A 25,438-nucleotide genomic window follows, 5' to 3' on the forward strand; every position below is an offset into this window, starting at 1 on the left:
CTCCTTGTGTTCGTCCGAACGTCAGGCAGCACGCGCCGCCTCGAGACCTGAACTGTCCTCGCCTTTCATGTGATGACGCTTGTCGACGGCACGGACGCAGAGATTGGCGAGGAAGCCGACCACGAGCAGTCCGGCCATGATGTACATGGTCGTGTTGTAGGCCTGCGCCTTCGGCACGCCGTGCGTGACGTTGTATTCGCGGATGTAGTTGATCAGCACAGGCCCGGCGATTCCGGCCATCGACCAGGCCGTCAACAGGATGCCGTGGATGGCGCCGACATAGCGCGTGCCGAACATGTCGCGCAGATAGGCCGGCACGGTGGAAAAGCCGCCGCCATACATGCTGACGATGATCAGGAAGCACAGCACGAACAGCACGACATTGCCGCTCGCGCCGGCATAGGGCACGGTCACGTAGAGGGCGATTCCGAGCACCATGTAGACGAAATAGGTGTTCTTGCGTCCGATGAAGTCGGATAGCGAGGCCCAGCTGAAACGCCCGCCCATGTTGAACAGGCTCATCAGGCCGACGAGACCTGCGGCCGCCACCGCGGTGATGTGGCCGGGGAACATCTCCTGGCTCATCGCTGAGGCTTGGCCGAGCACGCCGATGCCGGCCGTGGTGTTGCAGAACAGCACGATCCAGATCAGCCAGAACTGCGGCGTCTTGATCGCCTGGTAGACGAACACGTCGTTCCTGGTCATCAGCCTGGTGGCGGCCGCAGGCGGCACATAACCCTCCGGCTTCCAGCCCTGCGCCGGCACGCGCACGATGGCGGAGCCGACCATCATGAAGACGAAGTAGACACAGCCGAGCGTGATGAAGGCACCGAGCACGCCGACGTCGCTCGTGGTCGCAAACTTGCTCATCAGCCATACGGAGAGCGGGGAAGCGATCAGCGCGCCGCCGCCAAAGCCCATGATCGCCATGCCGGTGGCCATGCCCGGTCGGTCGGGAAACCACTTCATGAGCGTCGAAACCGGGGAGATGTAGCCGATGCCGAGCGCGCAGCCGCCGATCACGCCGTAGCCGAGATAGATGATCCAGAGATTGTGGAGATAGACGCCGAGGGCCGAGATCAGGAATGCGCTCGCCCAGGCAACGCCGGCAGTGAACATCGCCTTGCGCGGGCCGCCTTCCTCGACCCAGCGTCCGAACACTGCGGCCGACAGTCCGAGGAACACCATCGCGATGGAGAAAATCCAGCCGAGCTCGGTGAGCTTCCAGTCGCCGGGTGCCGATTGGGTGACGCCGATCAGCTTGGTCATCGGCAGGTTGAAGACGCTGAAGGCGTAGGCCTGCCCGATGCACAAATGCACGCAAAGCGCCGCGGGCGACACCATCCATCGGCTGTAGCCCGGCCTTGCGATCGTGTGCTCGCGATCGAGGAAGGGCAGCAGCGAACGTGCAGGCATTCCCGATGCGTCGAGCGTCGTCGTCATCCAATCCTCCGGTGCCTCGCTGTTCTCGGGGGCGGCCTTTACGGGCAGCCGGGCGATGGCGCGGGATCAGGCTACGCAGAAGGAGGATTTTGGCAAACGAATAATATGCGCTGTTACAATCGGATTAATCGATATTAGAAAAAGCAGAAATCGTCATGGCGTTTTCGCGATGGACAAAAGGTCCGGGCGGTCTCGCGCCGCCCGGACCTGATCTGAAGAATGACAACGTCATCTGCATTGGTTCGGTATGGTATGTCAGCTGATGCTACTTCGCTGTGACCGCATTCGCAGCCTTTCGGATCACATCCAGCACCACATCCGGCTTCGACAGCATGGGGACGTGGGACGAAGGCACTTCGGTCACGGTGGCGTTCATGCGCTTCGAGACGAAGTGTTGCAGATCGGGGTGAACCGTCTGGTCCTTGCTGGCGAGGATGTACCAGCTCGGCTTCGAGGTCCACGCTGTGCCATCGACCTTTTGGGTCAGGAGATCCGCAACCGGCGCCCCTTGCGTTGCGTAGACCAGCTTTTGCTCGGCTTCGGGCAGGTCGCCGGCAAAGTGCGTCAGGCCGCTTGGCTTGAGCCAGACACGGCCCGCCGGCGCGTCGATGTGGCCGAACACCTGCGTCGTCGGAAATTTTGCAATCTGGCTCTGCGAAGTTTCGTCGGCAGCGGGCGCGAGCGCCGCGATGTAGACCAGCGCGGTGACCCGCGGATCGGTTCCGGCATGCGTGATCAGTGTGCCGCCATAGGAGTGGCCGACGAGGACCACGGGTCCGGGAACACGGCCAAAGCACGCCGTCACGCAGGCGACGTCGGTTGCGAGTGAATCGAGCCCGTGCTGGCTCGCCAGGACCTCGTGGCCTTCGGCTTGCAGCGCCGGGATCAGCTTGCCGAAGCACGATCCGTCAGCCCAGAGGCCGTGCGCGAAAACGATGCTTGGTTTGGTCATGAGATGGTCTCCGTTGGCTGCGCAACGGCGAGCCGAGGTGCTCGCGGAGCGTGAAGCGGGGGAGCTTCACGTCTAACGCGCGACCACGTCAGCTGACAGAGGGTCGCAAGGATAATCGGGCGAATGCGAAATTGAGCAAGTTCGGCTCGTGAGCCGAATGCAGCGTTTACCCCACACGACAGAGAGCGTGCATCAGTTCAATGGTCCGGGCAGCGTGCACCGTCGCGATAGTGTCTCCTGATTGCGCGATGCGGCAGGACTGGACGAATCTTTGCGTCAGGATGGCGTGCGCATGCCCAGGCGTTCGACGAAGCGCACGAGGTAACCGTCCGGATCCTGGACGAGGAATTCGCGCTGGCCGAATTCCTGGTCGCCGACCCGATACCAGGCTTCGTTCGGCTGCTCGTAGAGCGGCCATTTGGCATCGCCGAGAGCCCTCAGCATGGGATCAATGCGATCGACGACCATCTGGAAATTGACGCCGCGTCCGAATGGCCGCTGCATCTCGGCCGTCTCCCAGCGTCCATTCAATTCGCAGAGCATCACCTGCAAACGCCCCCTGACGAGATACGCAAATCGCGCATCGGGGCGATCATAGGCGAGCTCGAAGCCGAGCAAGTCGCGCCAGAACGGCAGGCTGGCTTGAATGCTGGAAACGCCGAGTTCGGGAACGAGATCGGCAAAGCCGCCTTGCGGTGCGCTTCCCGTGCTGTTGGAGGTCGCACGCGCGACGGGGTCAGAGGGCAGCAGTGGTTTGTTCATTGCGGCGTCGCCTGATCTTATGACCGATCTTCGAGGCGGTTATCGCAGCGAAGCGGCGCGAAGGCCAGACGCGGAATGGGGCGAACGAGTGCTCGCCGGGCACGGCCGCCTCATGCGATCCGCAGCGCGAGGTCGTTTCCTTCCGTCTCGGCAAAGCCCGCCTGCAAAACCTCTTCGCGCTTGTGGCGCAGATGCGCACGCAGGATGTGGGAGAGGCCGGCGCCATCGCGCCGCTGCAGCGCGTTCAGGATCGCCTCGTGCTCCTTCACGGCGAACGCCCAGCGCTGCGGTGTCATCGGCGTGACATAACGCGCGCGGCGAATGCGCGCGGTCACGGAAGCATAGAGCCCGGTCAGCGCGGGATTTTCGGCTGCGGCGACGATGGCCTCGTGAATGGCGCGGTTGCCACGATAATACTGGATCAGATCGCCCTCGCGATAATGCCGGACCATGTCGTCATGTGCGGCGGCGATTTCGCCGATCCCGGCGTCGCTGATGCGCTCGCAGGCGAGCTCGCCGGCGAGCGCCTCGAGACCCTGGCAGACCTTCGGTGGCTTCCCATTCCCGATCTGCACGCCCGCGCACGGCACGGCCTACGACATCGCGGGGCAAGGCATCGCGTCGATCGGCGCCAGCCGCGCCGCGTTGCTGCTCGCCGCGGAGATGGCCGCGCGCCGCGCTGCGTGACGAGCCGGCGCTACTTCGTGATCGGCGTGACCAGCTCCTTGTCTGCTGAATCCACGACGAAGACGGCCAGCAGCTTCGCAGGTTCGGTATCGCTGGCATTCGCGCTTATGGCGTGACGGTCGCCGGGCTTTTCGAAGAAATTCTCGCCTTTGCGATAGACCTTGGCGGGCTCGTCATTGACCTGACTGCGGATCGCTCCTTCCAGGATGGTCGCATAGATGAATGCGGAGCGCGGATGCATGTGGGCCGGCGAGGAGCCTCCGGGACCATACTCGACCAGCACGCCCTTCATGCTCTTGCCCGGGACGTTCGGCAGCGCCTGGTCGAACACGACCGTCACTTTGGCCAGAGGTGCCGGTTCGGCCGCATGGCCCGTCAGGACTGATGCGGCATAAACCGCCGTTGCGATCAGCAATCTGCGCATGGGATTTCCTTCATTGCAGTGGTTGTCGTGATGGAAGGTCTGGCGGATCCTCAGAGCCTTGCGAGCCACGTTGCGAGCGGCGTTTTTCCGAGCCGCGCCTCGCCGAGCGGGTTCAGCGATGTGTCGTCGATGGGGGCGCCGTAGTACGGTGCCTTCGGGTCTCCCAACACCGGTCGGGCGTCGCCGGACGCTTTCAGGCGCCGCGCAATGAATTCATTGAAGGGGGCCTTCTCGGGTCCTGCGATATCGATGGTGCCGTTGAGCGGCCGGCCCATGGCAACCTCTGCGAGGCGATCAGCGACGTCTTCGGCGGCGATCGGCTGAAACAGTGCGGACGGGACGACGATCTTTCCTTCGACCACAGCCGTTTCAGCAATGGCGCCGAGGAATTCGAAGAACTGGGTGGCACGAACGATGGAGTAGGGGACCGACGAGGATTTGATGATGGTCTCCTGGGCGAGCTTGGCCCGAAAATAGGAATTGTCGGGCGACCGTTCGGTCCCCACGATCGACAGCGCCACGTGATGCTTCACGCCCGCGGCCGCCTCTGCCGCGACGAGGTTAGTGCTCGAGCGCTGGAAGAAATCGAGCACGGCGGCGGGCTCCCAGGACGGCGCGTTGGCAACGTCGACGACGACATCCGCGCCAGCCAGCGCTGCTGCGAGGCCTTCCCCGGTCACGGCGTTCACGCCTGATTTCGGCGAGGCTGCAACGGCCTCGTGGCCGTGTTGTTTCAACTTCGTCACGAGCTTGGATCCGATCAATCCGGTCCCGCCGATCACGACGATCTTCATGGCATGTCTCCTCGGCATGGGGCGAGCGTGAGTGATCCAGGTCCGTGGGCCGATCACGTCACGTCCGCCCAACGTGATGCGAAGCGCAGCGTAGCCGAGCAATGCGGCAAGCTCTTGCCTGTAACCGGCCTGCCTTGCCGGAAAATGCTCAGAAGTCTCATTGCGACGGGGTGGGCGCCGCGCCCGCCGTAGTCGGATCGAAGTCCAACGCAAAGGGTTTGCTGCGTCTGCTCTGCTCGTGCGGAGGCGACGAAATTGCACCGAGGGCAATGTTCTTATTGTACTGATATTTGTACCGGTTCATATTGCAGCACATCGACCCTCAAATGCACCGAGAGGTGGTCGCGCCCGACAAAGCGGAGCAACAGAATGAGCGTGAGTTATCTTGATGTGTTTCTGGCATTCCTCGGAATGACCTTTGGCCTGCCTTCAGTGCTGCCCGGTCTCTTTTTCCAGCGGAGGCCGAGCCGCCTCGGACCTCGCAAGCGACGTCGACCGATGCCGGCCCAACAGCAACCGATGACGAAGTCACGGCGACCTGAGCCGAGTCTCGCCCGCGATGTTTCGGCGTGACGTGCGCCGAGGCGCGAGCGTGCCGGTCATGGAGATGCGCAGATGGATTTGACGGCCGCCACGGTGATCATCGCCTTTTCCGGCGTCTTCCTGATCTGCTTCATGAAGGGCGCATTCGGCGGCGGCTTCTCCATCGTAGGCATTCCGTTGCTGTCGTGCGTGATGGATCCTGTCACGGCGGGCGGCCTGCTCGCGCCGCTCTTCCTCGCCATGGACCTGTTCGCGCTGCGCTACTGGAAGCCCTCGACATGGTCGAAGCCAGACCTGGTGGTGCTGTTGCCCGGGCTCGTGATCGGCATTGCCCTCGGCTATCTCTTGTTCCGTGTATTGGACCATCGCGCCGTGGCGATCGTGATGGCGGTCGTGACGTTGAGCTTCGTGGGCATATGGCTCGTGAGTGATCCGAAGGTGGTCATTCGTCCGCGCTCCTCGCCGAAGGCGGTTGCTGCTGGTCTTGCCTCGGGTGTCACGACCATGGTCGCGCATTCCGGCGGACCGCCGTTGGCGATGTACCTCCTGCCGCTTGGCCTCAGCAAGGAGGTCTACACGGGAACGACGAGCCTGTTCTTCACCGTCGGCAACGCGATCAAGGCGGTGCCTTGGCTGTTGCTGGTGCGGCCGGCGGGCAACGTCTGGATCGTGATGGCGGCGTGCCTCTTTGCCATTCCCAGCGGCGTCTGGCTCGGCTGGCGGCTGCACGGAAAGCTGGACCAGCGGCACATCTACCGGGCGTGCCATGGCTTGCTGGCCGTGACGGCGTTGAAGCTGTTGTGGGACGGAGTGTCTGGCTATCTCGGATAGGCTGCAAGTCACTCCGCATCACGGCGCGACCATCGTTCGACGGTCACGCTGCCGCGCTCACAGATCACGCGATGATGTCGTCACGCCCCGCAGACGATCACGCCGTACCAGCCGAGGCCGCGATAGGTCTCGTAGCCCGGGGTCGCATGGAACGCGACCAGCGCGCCCGTGCGGTCGTGATAGAAGCCGGACCGCTGGCCGTTCAGCGAGATCGCGATGCGCTCGCTCAAAATACCCTGGCCGTCGGAAGCTGCGATGACACGCAGATTGGAGTCGACCAGCAGCACGCGCGCCTTGTCGCCGTCGCCGACGCGCACGCCCTGCACGATGGCGCGGGCCTGCGCCTCCCAGTCGAAATGGATGGCGAGCACGCCGATCGGCGCGCCGTTGGCCTGGCCGCCGGCGCGGACGCTGGCACAATAGGTCGCGACCTGGGCATTGCCGAGCAGCGGCTGGTTCTCGACGTCACCGGCGACATAGTCGTCGCCGGAGCGCAAGGTTCGCGCCTCGCGAAACCACTTTGTGTGGGCGACGTTCTGGCCGACGACGCGAAAGCGGTCGGCGCGGCCGTTGGCGATGACATTGCCGTCGAGGTCGCAGAGCCAGAGGTCGAGATAGACGGTGTAGGCGCCGAGGATCACGCCGAGGCGCTGCGAGGCATGGGAGACGGCAGCAGCGTTGGGCGAGGCCGCGCAATCGACCACGGCGGAATCGGTCGCCCACCAGCGCACGTCGCAGGTGCGTTCATAGAGATTGCGATCGATCAGCTCGATGGCGTTGAGCGACAGGTCGACCATGCGCTCGCCGCGCGAGCGCTGGCTCATGCGGTCGATCGAGGCAACGAGATCGCCGGTGCGCTTCGTCAGCTGGGTTTCGAGCTCGCGCGCGATGGTTTCGACCTGCTGGCCGACGCCGCGCACCTCCTGCGCCACCACCGCGAAGCCGGCGCCCTGCGCGCCGGCGCGCGAGCTCTCGATCAGCGCGTTCAGCGCCAGCATCTTCATCTGGTTGGTGATCTGCTGAATCGCCTTGGTCTTGTCGACTGCGATCTGGTTGACCTCCGCGGTCAGGCGATTGATCAGTGCGGAGATATCGGAATCGTCATCAGCGGGTTCGGTGGCGATCGGCTTGGCTTTCAGACCCAGCGCAGCAGACATCGGGGAGCTTCCCTTGGCAATGAGGCCTGATCTGCAACGAACCCGGAACAACTAATTACAGATCGAATACGAGTCTTTTTCGAAGATTCCGCCTAACGCCTGCTTAATTTGCTGTTCCACGGAATGCCCAAATGATAGTCAGTCCGCGCAGCAAAGCGGCAATCCACCGCTTTGTGCGGCGTGGACATTGCAAATCCCGGGGGATTCCAGGTCAATCGTCATTGTCGGCCGATCGCCGCAACGCCCGGTTCGATTCCCGGGTTCCTCAAGCCAGTCTCGACTCATGACGCCGCCCGCAACCGCCTTGCCCGTCGAAGTGCCCCAGGCGTTTCTGGGCGTCGCGCGCTCGCTCACCGACAAGCTCTGGCTCGACCGGCTGGATGCGCGCGGGGCTGCCAAGGCGCTCGCCATCGTGCAGCGGCACCAGCTGCCGGAGTTGCTGGCACGGGTGCTGGCGGGCCGCGGCATCGACATCGATGGCGTCAGCGACTTCCTGGATCCGACCATCCGCAAGCTGTTGCCGGACCCGTACACTGTGACCGAGATGGAGGCCGCCGCGAAGCGGATCGCGGACGCAGCGATGCGCGGCGAGAAGGTCGCGATCTTCGGCGACTACGACGTCGACGGCGCGACCTCGGCGGCGCTGCTCGCCTGGCATCTGCGCCATTGCGGGCTCGATCCGCTGATCCATATTCCCGACCGGATTTTCGAAGGCTACGGCCCGAACACTGAAGCGATCCGCGCGCTGGCCGCGAAGGGCGCCACGCTGCTCGTCACCGTCGATTGCGGCACCACCAGCATCGAGCCGCTCGCTGAAGCCAAGCGCCTCGGCATGTCCGTGGTCGTGATCGATCATCACCAGGCCGGCACGGAGCTGCCGGAGGTCGATGCGCTGGTCAATCCGAACCGGCTCGACGATCTCTCGGGCCTTGGCCATCTCGCCGCCGTCGGCCTCGTGCTGGTGACGCTGGTCGCGGTCAACCGCGAGCTGCGCCAGCGCGGCTTCTGGACGAGCGAGATGCCCGAGCCCGATCTCCTCGGCATGCTGCATCACGTCGCGCTCGGCACTGTTGCGGATGTCGCGCCGCTGATCGGGCTCAATCGTGCTTTCGTCGCAAAAGGCCTGATCGCGATGCGGCGGCGCGACCATGTCGGCCACACCGCGCTGATGGACGTGGCGCGGCTCAACGGCCCGCCGGAGGCCTGGCATCTCGGCTTCATGCTGGGGCCGCGCGTCAATGCCGGCGGCCGCATCGGCCGCGCCGACCTTGGCGTGCGGCTCTTGCTCGAAGGCGACAGCGTCGAGGCGGCTCGGATTGCGGCCGAGCTCGATCGCCTCAACAGCGAGCGCCGCGTCATCGAGCAGGCGGCCGAAGCGCAGGCCGAAGCCGAGGCGCTGGCCTCGATCGGGCTAGAGGACAAGATTGGCGTCATCGTCACGGCCTCCGAAGGCTGGCATCCCGGCGTGGTCGGCCTAGTCGCGTCCCGCCTGAAGGAGAAGTTTTCACGGCCGGCCTTTGCGATTGCGCTGGAGCCCGGCGGCATCGGCACCGGCTCGGGCCGCTCCATCGCCAGCGTCGATCTCGGCAAGGCGGTGCGGCAGGCGGTGACCGACGGCATCTTGCTGAAGGGCGGCGGCCACGCGATGGCCGCGGGCGTAACGTTGCGGAAGGAGAAGCTCGCCGAATTCCGCGCCTATCTCGAAAATGCGCTGGCGCGGGACGTTGCCGAGGCGCGCCATGTCAACGAGCTCTATGTCGACGGCGCGGTGTCCGCGCGCGCCGTGACGACGGAGCTTGCGACCACGCTCAACCGCGCCGGTCCCTTCGGCAGCGGCAATCCGGAGGTCGTGCTGGCGCTGCCATCGCATCAGCTCGTCTATGCCGATGAGGTCGGACAGGCGCATTTGAGGCTACGCTTCAAGTCTGGCGACGGCTCGATCGTCAACGGCATTGCGTTCCGTTCGGTCGGCCAGAAGCTCGGCAATGCACTTCTCGCCAATCGCGGTCAGCAATTGCATGTCGCGGGATCGTTGTCGGTCGACCGGTACCAGGGCGCCGAGCGCGTGCAATTCCGCGTCGTCGACGTCGCGCTACCGGATCAGGGGCCATCCGTGATTAGATAACGCAAGATCCCTCGCGACAAACGCGGTACGCGTTTGCGCGGAGATCATGCGTCAAAAATGAGCCGCTCAAACAACAAAAAATGGGAGTGAACATGGCAGGGCAGGTTGAGGGCAAGGTCGCGCTGGTGACGGGCGGTGCGTCGGGTATTGGCGAGGCGATCGTCGAGCTGTTCGCCCGCGAAGGCGCCACTGTCGTCGTCACCGATATCGACGAGCTGCGCGGCCCCGAGCTCGCCAAGCGCGTGACCAAAGCCGGCGGCAAGGCGATCTTCCTGGAGCAGGACGTCACCAGCGAGGAGCCCTGGATCGAGATCGTCGCCGAGATCGCCAAGCGCTATGGCCGGCTCGACATCATGGTCTCCAATGCCGGCATCGGCATTGCGGTACCCTCGATCGTCGATATGACGCTCGCTGACTGGCACAAGCAGAACGCGATCAACCTCGACGGCGTGTTTCTGTCCGTGAAGCATTGCCTGCCGCTGATGCGCAAGACCGGCGGCGGCTCCATCGTCATGATGTCCTCGCTCGCGGGCTTGCGCGGTGCGCCGGGCCTGTCGGCCTATTCGCTGACCAAAGGCGGTGTGCGGCTGTTTGCCAAATCGATCGCGATGGAGTGTGCGGCGGCCGGCGACGGCATTCGTGTCAACTCCGTGCACCCCGGCATCATCGACACCCCGATCTGGGGCAAGATCCCGACGGGGGCGACGGGGGCCGGCCAGAACGCCCCGATCGACCCCGAGGAGCGGGCCAAGGTCGCGACGCCGCTCGGTCGCGCCGGGCAGGCCGCGGAGATCGCCTCCGGCGTGCTGTATCTGGCCTCCGATGCGTCGCGCTACGTCACCGGCAGCGAGCTCGTCATCGATGGCGGCATGAACGCCGGCGGCGTGCCGCGGCGGCAATAAGCCGCCGCGCAAGACGCGAAGGGCAGGGTGGCGCCGGCGGGGGCTGACGCAGAGGCGTCGGCCCTGTACAACGCGGGCCTCTTCCGACCGAAAGAGGTTTCCTTCGCCATGGCGCACAGCCTTCAATCCTCCTCATCCGCACCTGCGCCGTTCCGCTCGAACCGGCCTGATCTCGCCACCGACGCGATCCGCACCGCGCGCGAGGACCTCGCGGCCTGCTTCCGCATGGCCGCGCGCAATGGTTTTGAGGAGGGCATCTGCAACCATTTCTCGGCCGTGGTGCCCGGCCATGACGATCTCTTCCTGGTCAATCCATACGGCTACGCCTTCCGCGAGCTGACGGCGTCAAAGCTCCTGATCTGCGATTTCCACGGCAACGTGCTCGACGGCGAGGGCGCGCCCGAGGCAACCGCGTTCTACATCCACGCCGAGATGCACAAGCGCCTGCCGCGCGCGAAGGTCGCCTTCCACACCCACATGCCCTACGCCACGGCGTTGTCGATGACCGAGGGTGATCCCCTGATCTGGGCCGGCCAGACCGCGCTGAAATTCTACGGCCGCACCGCGGTGGACCGCGACTACAACGGCCTCGCACTCGACAACCGCGAGGGCGCGAGGATCGCATCCGCTGTCGGCGATGCCGACATCGTCTTCATGAAGCATCATGGCGTGATGGTGCTGGCGCCGACCATCGCGGAGGCCTGGGACGATCTCTACTATCTCGAGCGCGCCGCCGAGGTGCAGGTGCTGGCGATGTCGACGGGACGAAAGGTGCTGCCGGTCGATCCCGCGATCGCGGCGGAAACCTACAGGCAGATGCGCGAAGGCGATTCCGAATCCGCGCGATTGCATCTCGCCGCGATCCGCCGCCAGCTGGACGCGGAAGAGCCGCAGTACCGGCACTGACCCCAACCGCCGTCATTACGGGCTCGCGCCAAGTGGCGCGCCCCGGAACGACAAAGTGAGAGAGCGGGCCCTACGATCCCTGCCGCAACTTCGCCAGCACCTTCAGCCCACCATAACCATCGGCGGGCGTGATCCCCGCGCGCTGCTGAAAATCCTTGATCGCCTTCATGGTGTCGTTGCCGACGCGGCCGTCGGTGCCGCCGGTGTCGAAACCGGCCTTGGTCAGGCGCGTCTGCATCTCCTGCACCTCGGCGAGCGTCAGCGCGCGCTCTGAGCCGGGGAAGGGCTGGATAAAGGGCGGCGCGCCGAGGCAGCGGTCGCCCAGATGGCAGATTGCGAGCGCATAGTTCATCGAGGGATTGTAGCTCTTCACCGAATAGAAATTCGGTCCCAGCAGGAATGTCGGCCCGCCCGCAACCGGCGTCCACATCTGCGCGGATGCATTCGGTTGCGGAAACGGCTGGCCATCGGCGCGGGTGACGCCGGCCGCCTGCCACGCCGCGTAGGTCCGGTTGCCGCTCGCCTCGCCGGATGCGCGCACCTCGTAGCCCCAGTGCTCGCCACGGCGCCACTTGCCGCGATTGACCAGATACTTTGCCGTTGAGCCCAGCGCGTCGTCGGGCTTGCCGAACGGCGAGACCTTGCCGTCGCCGTCATAGTCGATGCCGACATTGAGCCAGACCTCCGGCATCCATTGCGAGTGCCCCATCGCGCCGGCCCAGGATCCCTGCATCTGCTCCGGCGTGCTCCAGCCCTTGTCGACGATGCGCAGCGCGTTGATCAGCTCGGTCTCCCAATAGGCTTTTCGCCGCGGCTCGTTCCAGGCGAGCGCGGCGAGCGAGGGGAATACCGGCGTCATGTGGTTTTGTTGCACCAGCGGATCGCCATAGGCGGACTCCACGCCCCACAGCGCCAGCAGCGTGCCGCGCTCGACGCCGAAATCGCGCTCGATGCGCGCGAGCAGCGCCTCGTTGTTTTTCAGTGCGATCTTGCCGTTGATGATGCGCCAGTCCGAGACGCGGCGGTTGATGTATTGCCAGACCTGCTCGTGGAATTCGGGCTGGTTGCGCATCTGCTTGAACACGCTCATGTCGGGCTCGACCCGCGCCATCGCGCGTTGCCAGGTCGCGGCCGAAATGCCCTTCGCCATGGCGCGCGCACGAAAACCCTCGCGCCATTCGTCGAAGCCCGGAGGCGCGGCGAGAAGCTGCGTGGGGAATGTGATGAGTGCGGCTGCGCCGAGCGTGGATCGAAGCAGGGCGCGGCGGCTGTGATTGGCCGAGGAATCAGCTTGTTTCATGGACCCATTCTAGCGGGAAACACGGCTGCTGTGGGCCGGTTCCTGGAACACCGGGAACAGGCCGTCGCGCCGCGTTCCGCCGGAACAAAGTGTCGCAGTCCCGCATTCCCTCCGCATACACTGGAGGACGAAGATGAAGAGATATCTGTTTGCCGCCGCCATGGTCACGGCCATCGCCGCCCCTGCATTCGCTGACGAAGTCGGCGTTCACGTCGGCCCGGTCGGTGCGGGCGTGACGGTCGGACAGTCCCACGAATATCGTGAGCGGGACCGCGATCGCAACCGCACTACGGTCATCAGGGAGCGCGAGCCTGCCAACCGCACCACGGTGATCAAGAAGGAAGATGAATTCGGCAATCGCAGCAAGACCGTGCTTCATCACGACAACGACTGACGGAGCAGGGCCCCGGCCGAGCGCCGGGGCTCGCCTTCTACACGCAGTCTGCTCATCAAGAATTCGGGGTGGAATGAAGATACGGGCACATGCGGAAAGCCACGTCGTCGAGCTCGACGACGGATCGCAATGGCGGATCTATCCCGGCGATCTCGCGACCACGTTGAGCTGGAAGCCCGAAACCGATCTGCGTCTCGAGCCGAGCGGTGATCGGACGAGTTCGCATGTGCTGGTGAATGCCGCCGATCAGAGCCGCGTGCGCGTGAGCGCGGCGGGCGATGCCTGGCCCGACGGCGAGGTTAAGAAAGCGTTGAAGGGCGGCTGAGCGTCCTTAGGCTTGCCCGGATATCCCCAATTTCAAGCCTGTCGCTTTACGGTCGGTTTGCTTCCGTCTGCCCAGAATGCGCGCATGCGGGAGCTGTTCGACATCATCCGTACCAATCCCTGGCCGTTCGGCGCCGGGCTGTTTGTCGTGATCCTGATGATCATCGCCGAGAACTTTGGTCGTGGCATCCAGGGCGACGGCGCCGTCAGCGATTTCTCGGATGCCGATGGAGGCGACGGCGGCTGCGGTGGTGACGGAGGCGGCGGCGACTAGAGCCGGTTAGTCCTCCTGCAAATCGGCGGCAATGCCGGCGAGCCAGCGCCGGATCGCGGTCTCTGCCTTGGCGTCCAGACTTGCGGCAAGGCGCTTCTCCAGCGCGATCACGCGCTCCCTGCAAGCCTTCAACAGCGTCGTTCCCCGCTGCGTCAGCGTCCATTGCTGGATCCGGCCGTGGACCGGATGAGGCGTCATCACGATCGCACCGTCGCGATCGAGGTTGCGAATGATCACGCCGACCGTCTGCGGGGTCAGGAACGTGAGCCGGGCGACGTCGGCGCCGGAGAGGCCGGGATAGGCGTTCAGCATGGTCAGCACGGCAAATTGCGGCGACGTCACGCCGAGGTCGGCGAGCGTCCGTTCCATCGTCAGGCGGACCGCGGCGTGGGCTTGTCGCAGCAGATAGCCGAGATAACCTTGCTCACCGCGCTTGCCTTCGCCGGGCGCAGGCACGCGAACGGCAGCGATTTCGGCAGGCGCGGCCGGCTTCCGCGAAGCCTTCGATTTCGTGATGGCAGCGGTCTTGCGTGTCATATAAGAGCTCTTATAAGATGTAAGTAGTCTTACAATACACGAGGTGAACGGCAATGTCACACGCCCGCAGCGAGTACGAGGATTTCAAGAAGATCGCACCCGATGCGTATGAGCTGGTGCTGGCGCTCGGCCAGGTGGCGGCCAAGGCGGGCCTCGACAAGCAGCTGCTCGAGCTGGTCAAGCTGCGCGCCTCGCAGATCAACGGCTGCGCCTTCTGCGTGCAGCACCACGTCCTGTTGTCGGAGCGGATCGGGGTGCCCGTGGACAAGCTTAATCTGGTTGCGGTCTGGCGCGAGGCGCCGGTCTTTTCCGCGCGCGAGCGGGCCGGGCTGGCCTGGGCGGAGGCGCTGACCTTCCTGCCCGATGGCGTCAGTGAAGAGGTCTATGCGGACGCTTCCGGCGAATTCTCCGAGGCCGAGCTGATGTACCTGACCTCGGCGGTCGCCTCGATCAACGTCTGGAACCGCTTTGGCGCCGCGTATCGCTGGACACCGGCGAAGCGGCCGGTCGCAGCGAGCGCCGCGGTATCTTGATTGCAACAACGAGAAAACAAGGGGAGGTTATCATGACTGCAATGAGTTTGACCCATGCGCAGCGTCCGGTGCCATCGCGCTCGATGGCGCTGGCCGTCGTCGGCGGGCTCGCCTGCGCGCTTGCGATCGGCAACGCGTTGCCGGTGACGATGGACGCCGTATCCGGCGCGTTGGCGCCGCTCTGCGCGACCGCAGCGGAGAGCTCACCGCTCGACAAGGTCGAGCCGATCGGCTCCTACGCGCTACCGAACGTCCCGGGCAAGCGCGTCACCATCGTGCGTGTGTTCTACGGGCCCGGCGGATTCTCGCGGCCGCATCGTCACGCGGGTTCGGTGACCGCCTACATCACCAAGGGTGAAATCCGTTCCCAGCTTGGCGGCGGTCCTGTCGAGACATTTGGTGTCGGCCAGTCCTTCTTCGAGCCGCCGGGATCGACGCATCTGGTCTCGGCCAATGCCAGCACGACCGAGCCGGCGGAATTGATCGCGGTATTCGTGGCGGACGAGGGCGCGCAGCTGACGACGCTGTTGGAGTAGTCCGTAGCGGCCGCATGAGCGAACTCGCCCCTTAATTCTCCTCGCCGCTCGATCCCTCGCGCAGGTCCGGCTTGATCACGTCCTCCGGCAACGCATGCGCCACCGGCTGCGGCGTGCCGGCGATCTCGGGGCCGACTTCGCGGCCGCGGGCGTGGATCAGGCGTTCATAGGCCGAGACCAGCGTGACGTAAGGACTGACCCAGATCCAGCCGTCGCGGGTAAACACCTGCACGTCGAAATGCAAATGCATCGATGTGCCGGCGGGATGGTCGAGATAGTTGGAGACCACGCCGATCTTCTCGCCTTCGGTGACGATGCGGCCGTTGAGCATGCCGTCGGCGGTCAGCGCCTGCGGGTTCATGTGCATATAGCGGAAGCGGATATGCTCGGTGCGGCTGTTGACCTCGAGCGTCGCGGCCTGATCCTTGGCGCCGCGGATCACGATGGCGTCGCGCACCGCGACGACGCCGCGCTGCTTGCGATCGCAGGGTTCGTGGCCTTCGCCGGGCGGTGGGCATTCGGCGGCGCGGATGTCCTCGCCCTGGTGGCCATAACCGCCGCCGCACTGCCAGACCTCGAAACTGCGGGACTCGCAGAAATTGTCGCGCCAGGGATAGGCCGTCGGGCCGTCGCTCTTGTCGCGCTTGCCGTAGGATTGCGAACGCACGAAGGCGGGCGCCTTTTCGAGCGGAAAACGGATCTGCGCATAGGCCATCACATCCGGATGGCCGGCCTTGTTGCGATAGCCGGTGTTCGGGATGATATCGCCGCTCGGTCGGTAGGTGAAATCCGGCGACCGCGCTGAAGGACGATCGATGATGCCGGAGGCCATGTCCGTCAGCGGCCGCATGCGCTGGCCGCCGGCGATGCGGAGCCCTTTCAGGAAGCGCTCGGCAACCGGATAGGCTTCCTTGCAGGCGAGCCTCCGCGGCTTTGCGATGCTGTCCAGGCACTGGATGGAGACGACATAGGCAACGCCGAAGCGGGTGAAGGCGTAGCGCACATAGCCTTCCCGGATGAACCTGCGCAGGTCCGGATAGGTTGCCGCAAGCGGCTTGACCTGCTCGCCCTTGCCGCCGGCGGGATCGGCGACGTCGTAAACGAGTGCCGAGCCCGTGATCTGCACCTCGACCGGCCTTGTGTAGACGCGGCTCGGCAGGCCGTCGCCGGCACCGGGTTCGAGCGAGAAGCTGGCACTGTAACCTGAGGGGCCGGCATCAAACATGTCGACGGGATTGAAATCGGCCTGATAGTGCGAGAGCGCGAGTGTCCCCGGCGCGCGATTGCGCTGCGCCTCGAGATAGGCGGCAGCATCGAACGGCAGCAGCACGGGCACGGAGCTGCGGGCGATACCGGTGAAGAATTGCGATGAGACCGCGTTGAGCTGCACCAGCGCAGGCATCGCGCGCGGATCGTAGCGTGGCACCGAACGGCGGGGCGCGAAGATGAAGTCGCCCGCGATCGGGGGACGGCTGTTGACCTCGGTGCGGAGCTGGTCGAGCGCTGCGCGCCAATCGACGCGCAGCGCCGTGAGCGAAGGGCTGCGGATTTCGTCCGCAGCGAGCGGCGTGGCGGTGAGAAGCGAAAGCGCCGCCAGAAACAGCGAGACGAAGCGGAAACTTTTCCCAACCACTGTCTCGGCCCCCGGCGGCACCTGCTCCGATTCCTCGCTTAGTCCTTGGCGCGCTCGGAGTAGGAGCCGTCTTCGGTCATCACCACGATACGGGTGCCGACGGCGATGTGCGGCGGCACAGTGGTGCGCAGGCCGTTGGAGAGCACCGCGGGCTTGTAGGAGGAGGAGGCGGTCTGGCCCTTGGTCACGGGCTCGGTCTCGACCACTTCCAGCGTCACGCGCTGCGGCAACGCGATCGACACCACGTTGACGTCATGCGTCGACAGCTTGACCGTCATACTCTCCTGGAGATAAGCGGCCGCATCGCCGATGACGTCCTTGGACACCTGGACCTGGTCATAGGTTTCCGGGTTCATGAAATGGAAGCCGTCGCCATCTTCATAGAGGAAGGTGAAGTTGCGCTCTTCAATCGTGGCCTTCTCGACCTGGTCGGTGGTCTTGTAGCGCTCGGAGATCTTTACCCCGTCCGAGATTCGGCGCATTTCGATCTGGCTGACCGGAGTGCCCTTGCCGGGATGGATGTTCTCGGCGGTCACAACGACATAAAGCTTGCCGTCTTGCTCGATCACGTTGCCCTTGCGAATAGAACTGGCGATGACTCTCAAAGCTATATTTCCTGCTTGCTTGGCCCGGCTCCGGCCAGGACGTGGTCAAATTGATGGGGGACCTGGGGCCTCAAATCAGACCGCGGCACCCGTTTCGGGCCGCAACATACGCATTTTGTCGTTGAATGCCAGCATTTTGCTGGCCTGCGGGGCGGCCGGTTGATGGTTGGGGACAAGCCGATTTCGCCGTTCTGGTCGCCCTCGCGGCACCTCGACCGGCGGCCGTTCCTCCAGGCCAGGGGGGCCATTACCGGGTCTCTCAGGGGCTTTTTCGCCGAGCAGGGGTTCCTTGAGGTCGAAACCTCGGTCCTCCAGGTCTCCCCGGGTAACGAAACCCATCTGCACGCCCCCCGGACCGAGATCATGTGGCCCGATGGCAGCCGTGCCAGCCGGTACTTGCGGACCTCGCCGGAATTCGCCTGCAAGAAGCTGCTGGCGGCGGGCGAGGAGCGGATTTTCGAATTCGCACGGGTGTTCCGTGATCGCGAGCGCGGCGACCTGCATCTGCCCGAATTCACCATGCTGGAATGGTATCGGGCTCGCGCCCCCTATGACGCCATCATGGCGGACACCGTCGTGGTCATCGCCCGCGCGGCGCAGGCGACCGGGATCGGGAATTTCTCGTTCCGCGGCCGGGCCGCGGACCCCTTCGCGGAGCCGGAGCTGGTGACGGTCGCCGGCGCCTTCGAGCGGTTCGCAGGGATCGACCTGCTGTCGACAATTTCGGGCGGCGAGGGTAACCGTGCCGCGCTCGCGCAGGCGGCCGGCGGCAAGGTCCGGGTGGCGGAGGACGACACCTGGTCCGACATCTTCAGCAAGGTCCTGGTCGAGCATGTCGAGCCGCATCTGGGGCAGGGGCGTTTGACCATTCTGTTCGAATACCCATCTCCAGAAGCGGCGCTGGCGCGGGTGAAGGCCGATGACCCGCGGGTCGCCGAGCGGTTCGAGGTCTATGCCTGCGGCGTCGAACTCGCCAACGGCTTTGGCGAGTTGACCGACGCCGAGGAACAGCGCAAGCGCTTCACGGAGTCGATGGCGGAGAAGCAGCGCCGCTATGGCGAGGCCTATCCGCTGGACGAGGATTTTCTGGCCGCGGTCGCCCAAATGCCGGAGGCGAGCGGTGTCGCGCTCGGCTTCGACCGGCTGGTGATGCTGGCGAGCGGCGCAGCGGGGATCGATCAGGTGGTGTGGACACCGCCCGCAAATGAAACGTTAAGTGAGACATGACGAAGACCAACCTTGCACGCACCCTGCGTGAGCCGGCCGAACTTGTGGCCGCGCAGCTTGCACCGGCCGAAGCGCTGCCCGCGCTCGAGCGTGTCGCCGCGCGCTATGCGGTGGCGATCACGCCGGCGCTGGTCGAGCTGATCGACACGTCCGATCCCGACGATCCGATCGCGCGGCAATTCGTTCCGACCGTCGCGGAACTGGAGATGCAGCCAGGCGAGAGCGCCGATCCGATCGGCGATCATCCGCACTCGCCGGTTCCGGGCATCGTCCATCGCTATCCCGACCGCGTGCTGTTCAAGCTCGTCCACGTCTGCGCGGTCTATTGCCGCTTCTGCTTCCGCCGCGAAATGGTCGGGCCCGGCAAGGAGAACGCGCTCTCGGACGGCGCATATCGCGCGGCGATCGATTACATCCGTTCGCACAGCGAGATCTGGGAAGTGATCCTGACCGGCGGCGATCCCTTGATGCTGTCGCCGCGCCGGATGAGCGAGATCATGGCCGATCTCGCGGGAATCGATCACGTCAAGATCATCCGTCTTCACACCCGCGTGCCGGTAGCCGATCCCGCGCGGATCAGCGACGAGATGGTGGCTGCGTTGAAGGTCGAGGGCGCGACCACCTGGGTCGCGGTGCATGCCAACCATGCGCGCGAGTTGACGGGGCCTGCGCGCGCGGCCTGCGCGCGGCTTGCCGATGCCGGAATTCCCATGGTGAGCCAGTCCGTGCTTTTGCGCGGCGTCAACGACAGCATTGCCGCTTTGTCGGATTTGATGCGAGCTTTCGTCGAATGCCGGATCAAGCCCTATTATCTGCATCACGGCGATCTCGCGCCGGGCACCGTGCATTTGCGAACGACGCTGGCCCAGGGGCAGGATTTGATGCGGCAGTTGCGCGGACGGGTGTCAGGACTGTGTCAGCCCGACTATGTCATCGACATTCCCGGCGGCGCCGGCAAATCGCCGGTGGGGCCGAATTATGTGTTGGCGGTGCAAAATACCGCAGCCGACGCGCGTGAAGCGGAGACGGAAACGCGCTATCGTATCGTGGATTATTGCGGCGACGTTCATCTCTATCCGCCCGAGACGTGAGCGGCGATGCAGAGAACGTGGGTTTGAGAATGGAGGAACGGACATGAAGAAGATCATGGTGGTGGCAGCGTCGCTCGTGGTCTTGCTTGGCGGAGCGGCGGTTGCACAGCCCAGCGGCTCCAAGGGGTCGACATCCGGCGGCGCCACGTCGGGATCAGTGCCGCAGGCACCCATCGGTCATCGCCAGCCGCGCGCCGGCGATGTGCCGAACGAGAAGAATCTGAGCGATCCGAATAATCCCGTGAATAAGGAAGACGCGGCGCTCGACAAGAAGATCAAGAGCATCTGCCGCGGCTGTTAGCTTGTGGCTAGCGGCGGGCAGGGCGCGACAGCTCGCCCCGCCCGCGTTGGCTTTGGCCTTACGCCGAGCGTTCGTGCAGCCCCGCGCGCTTCGTGTTGCGCCGGATCTCGACCGCGTCAGCGAGTTGCTCGAGCGCGGTTGCCGTGGTCGCCCAGTCGATGCATCCGTCCGTGATGCTCTGGCCGTAGGTCAGCGGTTTGCCCGGCACCACGTCCTGGCGGCCGGCAACGAGATTGCTCTCGATCATCACACCCATGATACGGTTCTCGCCACCTGAGATCTGGCCGGCGATGTCGGCCATGACCAGCGGCTGGTTTTCCGGCTTCTTGCTCGAATTGGCGTGGCTCGCATCCACCATCACCAGCGGCGCGACGCCGGATTTGGCCAGATCGTTGCAGGCCGCAGCGACGCTTGCCGCGTCGTAGTTCGGCTTGCTGCCGCCGCGCAGGATGATGTGGCAGTCCTCGTTGCCCGCGGTCGAGGCAATCGCCGAGCGGCCGAGCTTGGTCACCGCCATGAAATGATGCGGATGCGAGGCCGACTTCACCGCGTCCGCCGCGATGCGCACATTGCCATCGGTGCCGTTCTTGAACCCGACCGGGCACGACAGCCCCGAGGCCAGCTCGCGGTGGATCTGGCTCTCGGTCGTGCGCGCGCCGATCGCGGCCCAGGACACGAGGTCCGCAATGTATTGTGGCGTCGTCATGTCCAGAAATTCCGCGCCGGCGGGCAGGCCGAGATTGTTTACCGCGGACAGCACGTTGCGCGCCAGCCGCAGGCCCTTGTTGATGTCGAAGCTGCCGTCCAGGTCGGGATCGTTGATCAGGCCCTTCCAGCCGACGGTGGTGCGCGGCTTCTCGAAATAGACTCGCATCACGATCTCGAGCTGGTCGGCAAGGTCTTCGCGCAAGCTCGCGAGGCGCTCGGCATATTCGAGCGCGGCCTTGGGATCGTGCACCGAGCAGGGGCCGACCACGACCAGCAGGCGGTCGTCCTGGCCGTTGAGGATGGCATGGATGGCGTTGCGCGCCGCCATCACCACACGCGTTGCGGTGAGCGTGCGCGGGACTTCCCGCATCACCTCTTCCGGCGTGCTCAGCTCTTTCAGTTCGCGGATACGAAGATCGTCGGTCGTGCTCAGCACGGCGGGCTCCTGTCTGTTTGAACCTGCCGGCAATAAAAAAGCCGCCAGGTCTGGCGGCTTGTTCGGACGTTTGCTTCAATATTCAGATTGAGCGCGATCCTCCTGCCGCCAGCGAGCTGTCGTAGCTAAAGTACCAAAAATAGCTGGTGACGAGGGTGATCATGGCCGCTCATATAGCGTGCGATTGGCGGGTTGTCACCCCCCAATCGGCGCGAGGGGCCACGAGGCACCCTCAACTGTTGCTCTTGCGTGCCGCCAGCGCCATGCCGATCAGGGTGGCGCCGCCGAACAGCAAATTGATACCGACGAGGATGCCGATCGCCCATTCCGCCGAGCTCGGCAGCCCCGTGATCACCATGAACGCGATGGCGATGTCGACGAGGCCGGAGATCAGGAGCCAGGACCAGCGGCTGCTCAGCTCGCGGCGGTGCTCCAGCGCATACATGATGGTGGCGACGCCCTCGGCGAGGAAGTAGGCGCCGAGCACGATGGTCAGCGTCAGCACGGCCTGCATCGGCCGGGCCAGCAGGAGCATGCCGGCGAGCACGGCTAGCGCGGCCGAGATCAGCGACCACCAGAATCCCGGCGAGCTGCGCGCCCAATAGGTCACGATCAGCCCGCCAATGCCGCTGATCAGGAACATCCAGCCGAGAAAGATCGTGATCGCAAGGCTTGCGAGCGGCGGCAGGATCAGCGCGGCGACGCCGAGAACGGCAAGCAGGATGCCTTCGAACAGGAAGGCCTTCCAATGCGCCTTGACCGTTTCGCTCATGGCGGATTGCAGCCGGGAAAAATCCTCAGGCGATGTCATCGGCAGGCTCCAGATCGAAAGATGTCTGCTCAATCTAGTATGCACACACCGCGCTTGCCATCCCGTGGCTCAACCGCCGCCGTGCGCTGACGAAAAACCTTCGCCGCTGGTGCGAACGCGGTTGCGGCCGAGAATGTAGATCGCGATCGTGACAATCAGGAGCGCGAGGCCGAGCAGGATCGAGACGAAGCCGATCGGGATCAGGGCCAATGTCAGATTGCGCTCGGGGTTGATCAGCCAGTGATGGATCGAGGTCAGCACGAAGGCGAGGCCGAGGAAGCCGACGCCGCCGCCGGCGAGCAGCAGCGCCCACATCCGGCGCAGCTGGCTGAGCCGCTCCCGCGCGATATCGGTCCTCGGCGCGTGATGGCGCGCGACCCGCCGCACCAGGCGGATGGCGAAGGCGATCGAGCTGAAGCCGATCAGCAGGCTCGCTCCGCCCAGCCACATCCGCAGCGTGGGATCGAGATCGGGCATCCGCTGCAAGGTCAGCAGCGGGAAGTCGAAGGCCGAATGCAGCGCGACCGGGCCTGCGAAGATCAGCAGGCGGCTGGACAGGCGGGCCCAGTCGCGATGGTGGCGGTTGGCACCCAGCGCCGTGCCGGCGCGCGCGATCGTCAGGTAGGCGCCGGCGATGATGCCGAGCGCGCCGTGGAACGGCACGGTCAGCACGCTGCGCAGGGCGGCCAGCGAGCGCCACATCTCGGCGTGCTGGACGAGGTAGGCGAGGTTCTCGTAGGCGGCGAAGCCGAGGCCGACGGCGGCGCCATAGACCACGGTATCCATCGGATTGGCGAAGGTCCGCCGCTTGGTCGAGGAGACCAGCACGATGGCGATCACCTTGACGGCTTCCTCGGGCAGCGCGACCCCGAAGACCGAATGCATGGCGAGCGCCGCCCAGGGGTTGTCGGGGGCTGCAACCATCTTGGCGAAGGGCGCGCGGGCAAGGCCCAGCAGCGAAATGCTGGCCGCGCCGAGCAGGAACGCAGTCCAGACCTGGGCCGGCGGCCCCGGGCGCTCCTCGGCGGCAATGACGAGCCACAGCATCAGCAGCGCCGGGGCGATGGCGGCAGTTCCGATGACGGTGGGCAAAGCTTCAATCAGATACATCGGCGCCGAAAATAGGTTCCCTTGATCTGCTTATCTACGTCTACCGATGCCACCATGTGTCATGCATTTGCTGTCGCGTCACTTAACAGGCGCGACAGCCGGCGTTCATCGAGATCGGCACCGAACGTGTAGAAGACGAACGCAATCAAGCGCATGACCGAACCAATTCGTCATCGATGGGAGCGGTCCGCGCTCGTCACCAGATCGCGATTGGCAAGTTAGATCAAGGCACTGCGCAGGTTTCTTCGATTCACGATGCACGTGCGCGAGAGGCGTGTCCAGAGGCGGCGTGGCTGCCGCCTGGACAACGCGCGGCCGGGCCAACCGGCCTAGTCACGCTTCGTTGTGCGCCCGCGGGGCGGCGCAGCGACCCGGCGTGCCCGCAGCTGCTCCAGCTCCCAGAAGGCGCGTACGAGGCACGTGCCGAGGCAGAAGACGATGAGCAGCAGCAGGAAGGCCTGGTCGACAGCGGGGATGTGCATCATGACGTTGATTAAGCAACGTGCATGCCATGTGTTCCCGCAGTCGCGTGCGCCGCGCGCAGCCCGCACGGCGATTTGGGCCGGCGTTTCCCGCGCTTCAATGCGTGGTGAACGGCGGCGGTGTGTCCGGCGCGATGTCGAAGGCGCCGAGATGGAATTCCTCGCCGACGGCCTCGTCCGGCTCGGCGTGGTGCGCGAGCAGCGTGAAGGCGGCTTGCGGATATTGCTTCCAGATATCGAGATCGCCGGCCGTAATCGTCAGCCAGCCAAAGGTGTACATGTAGCGTCCGGGCTCGGTGACCCGGCCAACCCTGTCCCAAGTGATCTTATCAATCCTAATCTTGTTGACTGCCATTCGGTCCCCCGATCGCAAGTCTGCAAATGAGGTCCGGCACGAGGCACAGACCCTCAAAAGCTGATCCCGCAATGGGGCCGCGATAGGGCAGCGGAGCGGAGGCAAGCCGGCCGGAGGAACGGCCGCCGCCTGCCGCCTTTAGCGCGCCGTCGTGGCCGCCTGCGCCTCCGCTTCGGACGCCAGCTCGAGCTGACGGTGCGAGGCGTGGAAGACGTCGTGGACGAGGCCGATCTTCTCCATGCCCAGAATGATCAGGCCGTTGAGATCGATCTCCCACCAGGCGTGCGAGATATAGGCGTCCCGCGGGAAACGGTGATGGTTGTTGTGCAGACCCTCGCCGAAGGTGAGGATCGTGGTCACGAACTCGTTGGTCGAGGCGTCCTCGACCTCGAAGCGGCGGTAGCCGTAGGCGTGGCAGACCGAGCCGGTGAGCTGGCTGGTGAGGATCAGCAGGTAGCAGCGGAGCAGGCCGGAGAACAGCACGCAGCCGATCATGGTGTGCACGCCGCCGAAGGTGTAGCCGATTACGGCGGGAATGAAGACGCCGGACATCCCGTACCAGACCCAGCGCGTACGCACGAAGAACATCGCGATCGGATCGGCGAGGATGTCCTTGGCGTAGTATTCGTTGTCGGTGGTCGCCTGGTCGAACACCCAGCTGCCCTGGGCGTGCAGAAAGCCCTTGAGCGCGCTGACATAGCGATTGCCGAAGCCGTCGAATTGCGGGCTGTGGGGGTCGCCGACGTCATCAGCGTAGAGATGATGGCGGCGGTGGTTGGCGACCCATTTCGCGATCGAGCCCTGCACCGCCATCTGGGCGATGGCGCAGAAGAAGACGCGCATGATCGGGCCGGTGCGGAAGCTGCGATGGACGAACAGGCGGTGCATGCCGGCGCCGATGCCGAACGTCGTCAGCGCGAACATCCAGGCAAAGGTAAACAGCTCCACCTTGCCGACGCCTTGCGTGATGGCCCAGATGATGCCCGCGACGGCGCCGACGTAGAGAATACCGAGGAGGAGATAGCTTTCGCGCAACTTGGCTTGGACGAGCGGGCCTTCAGTGATGACGCCGGGTGGGAGCTGCGGCTTTGCGACGGCGGGCGCGTTTTGGGCGGTCTCTGCCGGGGCGAACTCAGCGATGGACATTCCGGGACTTCCAATAACTCGGGGCCCGCAGTGATTGCGGACATGCTGGGTCACACCCTACCGCGCTGGGATCAGCACCTCCAGTATTTAGTTAAAATTGAGTTAAAAT

Annotated in this window: 28 protein-coding genes and 1 pseudogene; 13 read left to right on the forward strand and 16 right to left on the reverse strand. The window is 64.8% G+C overall.

The features are described 5' to 3' along the window. Window positions 1–21 precede the first annotated feature (21 nt). The 4 genes from AB4Z51_RS06040 to AB4Z51_RS06055 form a co-directional block, all read right to left on the reverse strand. Window positions 22–1,443 carry an L-lactate MFS transporter gene (locus AB4Z51_RS06040; protein ID WP_441497162.1) on the reverse strand — a complete coding sequence of 474 codons (1,422 nt, stop codon included), beginning with the start codon at window positions 1,441–1,443 and terminating at the stop codon, window positions 22–24. A 265-nt stretch (window positions 1,444–1,708) separates the two neighbouring features. Continuing rightward, window positions 1,709–2,395 (reverse strand): alpha/beta fold hydrolase, encoded by a 687-nt coding sequence (locus AB4Z51_RS06045; protein WP_135213529.1) that lies wholly within the window; start codon window positions 2,393–2,395, stop codon window positions 1,709–1,711. Between the two features lie 276 nt (window positions 2,396–2,671). Next, window positions 2,672–3,157, reverse strand: a complete 486-nt coding sequence (locus AB4Z51_RS06050) for a bleomycin resistance protein (RefSeq protein WP_135213530.1) — start codon at window positions 3,155–3,157, stop codon at window positions 2,672–2,674. 110 nt (window positions 3,158–3,267) lie between these two features. Further along, entirely contained in the window at window positions 3,268–3,747 is a 480-nt protein-coding gene (locus AB4Z51_RS06055) for a GntR family transcriptional regulator (protein WP_343287523.1), read from the reverse strand. On the opposite strand from AB4Z51_RS06055, the pseudogene AB4Z51_RS06060 reads away from it, so the two are divergent. Next, window positions 3,707–3,844, forward strand: a pseudogene (locus AB4Z51_RS06060) (4-hydroxythreonine-4-phosphate dehydrogenase PdxA); the annotation flags it as partial. The gene AB4Z51_RS06055 and the pseudogene AB4Z51_RS06060 sit on opposite strands and share 41 nt — an antisense overlap. A 10-nt stretch (window positions 3,845–3,854) precedes the next feature. On the opposite strand, the gene AB4Z51_RS06065 reads toward AB4Z51_RS06060, so the two are convergent. Further along, complete coding sequence (locus AB4Z51_RS06065) at window positions 3,855–4,268, reverse strand: cupin domain-containing protein (protein WP_071914269.1); 414 nt, start codon at window positions 4,266–4,268, stop codon at window positions 3,855–3,857. Window positions 4,269–4,318: 50 nt separating this feature from the next. Next, the gene (locus tag AB4Z51_RS06070; protein ID WP_441497163.1) at window positions 4,319–5,062 is read right to left on the reverse strand and encodes an SDR family oxidoreductase; all 744 of its coding nucleotides are present in this window, start codon (window positions 5,060–5,062) and stop codon (window positions 4,319–4,321) included. Window positions 5,063–5,677: 615 nt separating this feature from the next. On the opposite strand from AB4Z51_RS06070, the gene AB4Z51_RS06075 reads away from it, so the two are divergent. Continuing rightward, window positions 5,678–6,436 carry a sulfite exporter TauE/SafE family protein gene (locus AB4Z51_RS06075; RefSeq protein WP_135213531.1) on the forward strand — a complete coding sequence of 253 codons (759 nt, stop codon included), beginning with the start codon at window positions 5,678–5,680 and terminating at the stop codon, window positions 6,434–6,436. Between the two features lie 80 nt (window positions 6,437–6,516). Here AB4Z51_RS06075 and AB4Z51_RS06080 read toward each other — a convergent pair whose 3' ends face one another. Then, window positions 6,517–7,593, reverse strand: a complete 1,077-nt coding sequence (locus tag AB4Z51_RS06080) for a methyl-accepting chemotaxis protein (RefSeq protein ID WP_135213532.1) — start codon at window positions 7,591–7,593, stop codon at window positions 6,517–6,519. A gap of 283 nt (window positions 7,594–7,876) precedes the next feature. On the opposite strand from AB4Z51_RS06080, the gene recJ reads away from it, so the two are divergent. From recJ to AB4Z51_RS06095, 3 genes are all read left to right on the forward strand, one after another. After that, window positions 7,877–9,718: a single-stranded-DNA-specific exonuclease RecJ gene (gene recJ, locus AB4Z51_RS06085; RefSeq protein WP_441497164.1), complete on the forward strand. Its 1,842-nt coding sequence runs from the start codon at window positions 7,877–7,879 to the stop codon at window positions 9,716–9,718. 92 nt (window positions 9,719–9,810) lie between these two features. Continuing rightward, complete coding sequence (locus AB4Z51_RS06090; RefSeq protein ID WP_071917473.1) at window positions 9,811–10,620, forward strand: SDR family NAD(P)-dependent oxidoreductase; 810 nt, start codon at window positions 9,811–9,813, stop codon at window positions 10,618–10,620. 108 nt (window positions 10,621–10,728) lie between these two features. Next, window positions 10,729–11,526 carry an aldolase gene (locus tag AB4Z51_RS06095; RefSeq protein ID WP_071914263.1) on the forward strand — a complete coding sequence of 266 codons (798 nt, stop codon included), beginning with the start codon at window positions 10,729–10,731 and terminating at the stop codon, window positions 11,524–11,526. Window positions 11,527–11,596: 70 nt separating this feature from the next. Here the strand turns inward: AB4Z51_RS06095 and AB4Z51_RS06100 are convergent, their stop codons facing one another. Next, window positions 11,597–12,826, reverse strand: a complete 1,230-nt coding sequence (locus AB4Z51_RS06100) for a lytic murein transglycosylase (RefSeq protein WP_135213534.1) — start codon at window positions 12,824–12,826, stop codon at window positions 11,597–11,599. Window positions 12,827–12,959: 133 nt separating this feature from the next. On the opposite strand from AB4Z51_RS06100, the gene AB4Z51_RS06105 reads away from it, so the two are divergent. From AB4Z51_RS06105 to AB4Z51_RS06115, 3 genes are all read left to right on the forward strand, one after another. After that, complete coding sequence (locus AB4Z51_RS06105) at window positions 12,960–13,220, forward strand: hypothetical protein (protein WP_135213535.1); 261 nt, start codon at window positions 12,960–12,962, stop codon at window positions 13,218–13,220. 73 nt (window positions 13,221–13,293) lie between these two features. Next, window positions 13,294–13,545: a hypothetical protein gene (locus AB4Z51_RS06110; RefSeq protein ID WP_028161293.1), complete on the forward strand. Its 252-nt coding sequence runs from the start codon at window positions 13,294–13,296 to the stop codon at window positions 13,543–13,545. An 84-nt stretch (window positions 13,546–13,629) separates the two neighbouring features. Further along, window positions 13,630–13,818 (forward strand): hypothetical protein, encoded by a 189-nt coding sequence (locus tag AB4Z51_RS06115; protein ID WP_135213536.1) that lies wholly within the window; start codon window positions 13,630–13,632, stop codon window positions 13,816–13,818. 6 nt (window positions 13,819–13,824) lie between these two features. Here the strand turns inward: AB4Z51_RS06115 and AB4Z51_RS06120 are convergent, their stop codons facing one another. Continuing rightward, window positions 13,825–14,355, reverse strand: coding sequence for a MarR family winged helix-turn-helix transcriptional regulator (locus tag AB4Z51_RS06120; protein ID WP_135213537.1), 531 nt, complete (start codon window positions 14,353–14,355; stop codon window positions 13,825–13,827). Between the two features lie 53 nt (window positions 14,356–14,408). Here AB4Z51_RS06120 and AB4Z51_RS06125 point away from each other — a divergent pair, with 53 nt between their 5' ends. Next, the gene (locus AB4Z51_RS06125; RefSeq protein ID WP_441497165.1) at window positions 14,409–14,888 is read left to right on the forward strand and encodes a carboxymuconolactone decarboxylase family protein; all 480 of its coding nucleotides are present in this window, start codon (window positions 14,409–14,411) and stop codon (window positions 14,886–14,888) included. A gap of 32 nt (window positions 14,889–14,920) precedes the next feature. Beyond that, window positions 14,921–15,424 carry a cupin domain-containing protein gene (locus AB4Z51_RS06130; RefSeq protein ID WP_135213539.1) on the forward strand — a complete coding sequence of 168 codons (504 nt, stop codon included), beginning with the start codon at window positions 14,921–14,923 and terminating at the stop codon, window positions 15,422–15,424. 31 nt (window positions 15,425–15,455) lie between these two features. Here the strand turns inward: AB4Z51_RS06130 and AB4Z51_RS06135 are convergent, their stop codons facing one another. Together AB4Z51_RS06135 and efp are read right to left on the reverse strand one after the other, a co-directional pair. Next, window positions 15,456–17,078 carry a M23 family peptidase gene (locus tag AB4Z51_RS06135; RefSeq protein WP_135213540.1) on the reverse strand — a complete coding sequence of 541 codons (1,623 nt, stop codon included), beginning with the start codon at window positions 17,076–17,078 and terminating at the stop codon, window positions 15,456–15,458. A gap of 17 nt (window positions 17,079–17,095) precedes the next feature. Further along, the gene (efp, locus tag AB4Z51_RS06140) at window positions 17,096–17,662 is read right to left on the reverse strand and encodes an elongation factor P (RefSeq protein WP_063983478.1); all 567 of its coding nucleotides are present in this window, start codon (window positions 17,660–17,662) and stop codon (window positions 17,096–17,098) included. Window positions 17,663–17,824: 162 nt separating this feature from the next. Between efp and epmA the strand changes: the two genes are divergently transcribed. The 3 genes from epmA to AB4Z51_RS06155 are packed head-to-tail and all read left to right on the forward strand — an operon-like array spanning window position 17,825 to window position 20,281. Beyond that, window positions 17,825–18,889: an EF-P lysine aminoacylase EpmA gene (epmA, locus tag AB4Z51_RS06145; RefSeq protein ID WP_441497166.1), complete on the forward strand. Its 1,065-nt coding sequence runs from the start codon at window positions 17,825–17,827 to the stop codon at window positions 18,887–18,889. Then, window positions 18,886–19,980: a lysine-2,3-aminomutase-like protein gene (locus tag AB4Z51_RS06150; RefSeq protein WP_135213542.1), complete on the forward strand. Its 1,095-nt coding sequence runs from the start codon at window positions 18,886–18,888 to the stop codon at window positions 19,978–19,980. The genes epmA and AB4Z51_RS06150 overlap by 4 nt, the downstream gene beginning before the upstream one ends. 43 nt (window positions 19,981–20,023) lie before the next feature. After that, window positions 20,024–20,281, forward strand: coding sequence for a hypothetical protein (locus AB4Z51_RS06155; RefSeq protein WP_085401231.1), 258 nt, complete (start codon window positions 20,024–20,026; stop codon window positions 20,279–20,281). 58 nt (window positions 20,282–20,339) lie between these two features. On the opposite strand, the gene AB4Z51_RS06160 is transcribed toward AB4Z51_RS06155, so the two are convergent. From AB4Z51_RS06160 to AB4Z51_RS06180, 5 genes are all read right to left on the reverse strand, one after another. Then, window positions 20,340–21,425 (reverse strand): 3-deoxy-7-phosphoheptulonate synthase, encoded by a 1,086-nt coding sequence (locus tag AB4Z51_RS06160; RefSeq protein WP_135213543.1) that lies wholly within the window; start codon window positions 21,423–21,425, stop codon window positions 20,340–20,342. 232 nt (window positions 21,426–21,657) lie between these two features. Continuing rightward, complete coding sequence (locus tag AB4Z51_RS06165) at window positions 21,658–22,236, reverse strand: HdeD family acid-resistance protein (RefSeq protein WP_063983474.1); 579 nt, start codon at window positions 22,234–22,236, stop codon at window positions 21,658–21,660. 69 nt (window positions 22,237–22,305) lie between these two features. After that, window positions 22,306–23,346, reverse strand: coding sequence for a PrsW family glutamic-type intramembrane protease (locus tag AB4Z51_RS06170; protein WP_014495490.1), 1,041 nt, complete (start codon window positions 23,344–23,346; stop codon window positions 22,306–22,308). A gap of 579 nt (window positions 23,347–23,925) precedes the next feature. Beyond that, on the reverse strand, window positions 23,926–24,183 hold the full coding sequence (locus AB4Z51_RS06175) for a hypothetical protein (RefSeq protein WP_063983473.1): 258 nt from the start codon (window positions 24,181–24,183) through the stop codon (window positions 23,926–23,928). A gap of 138 nt (window positions 24,184–24,321) precedes the next feature. Beyond that, entirely contained in the window at window positions 24,322–25,329 is a 1,008-nt protein-coding gene (locus AB4Z51_RS06180) for an acyl-CoA desaturase (protein ID WP_135213544.1), read from the reverse strand. Window positions 25,330–25,438 lie beyond the last annotated feature (109 nt).

It is taken from the genome of Bradyrhizobium sp. 2TAF36, assembly GCF_052114925.1.
GTDB classification, from domain to species: domain Bacteria; phylum Pseudomonadota; class Alphaproteobacteria; order Rhizobiales; family Xanthobacteraceae; genus Bradyrhizobium; species Bradyrhizobium barranii.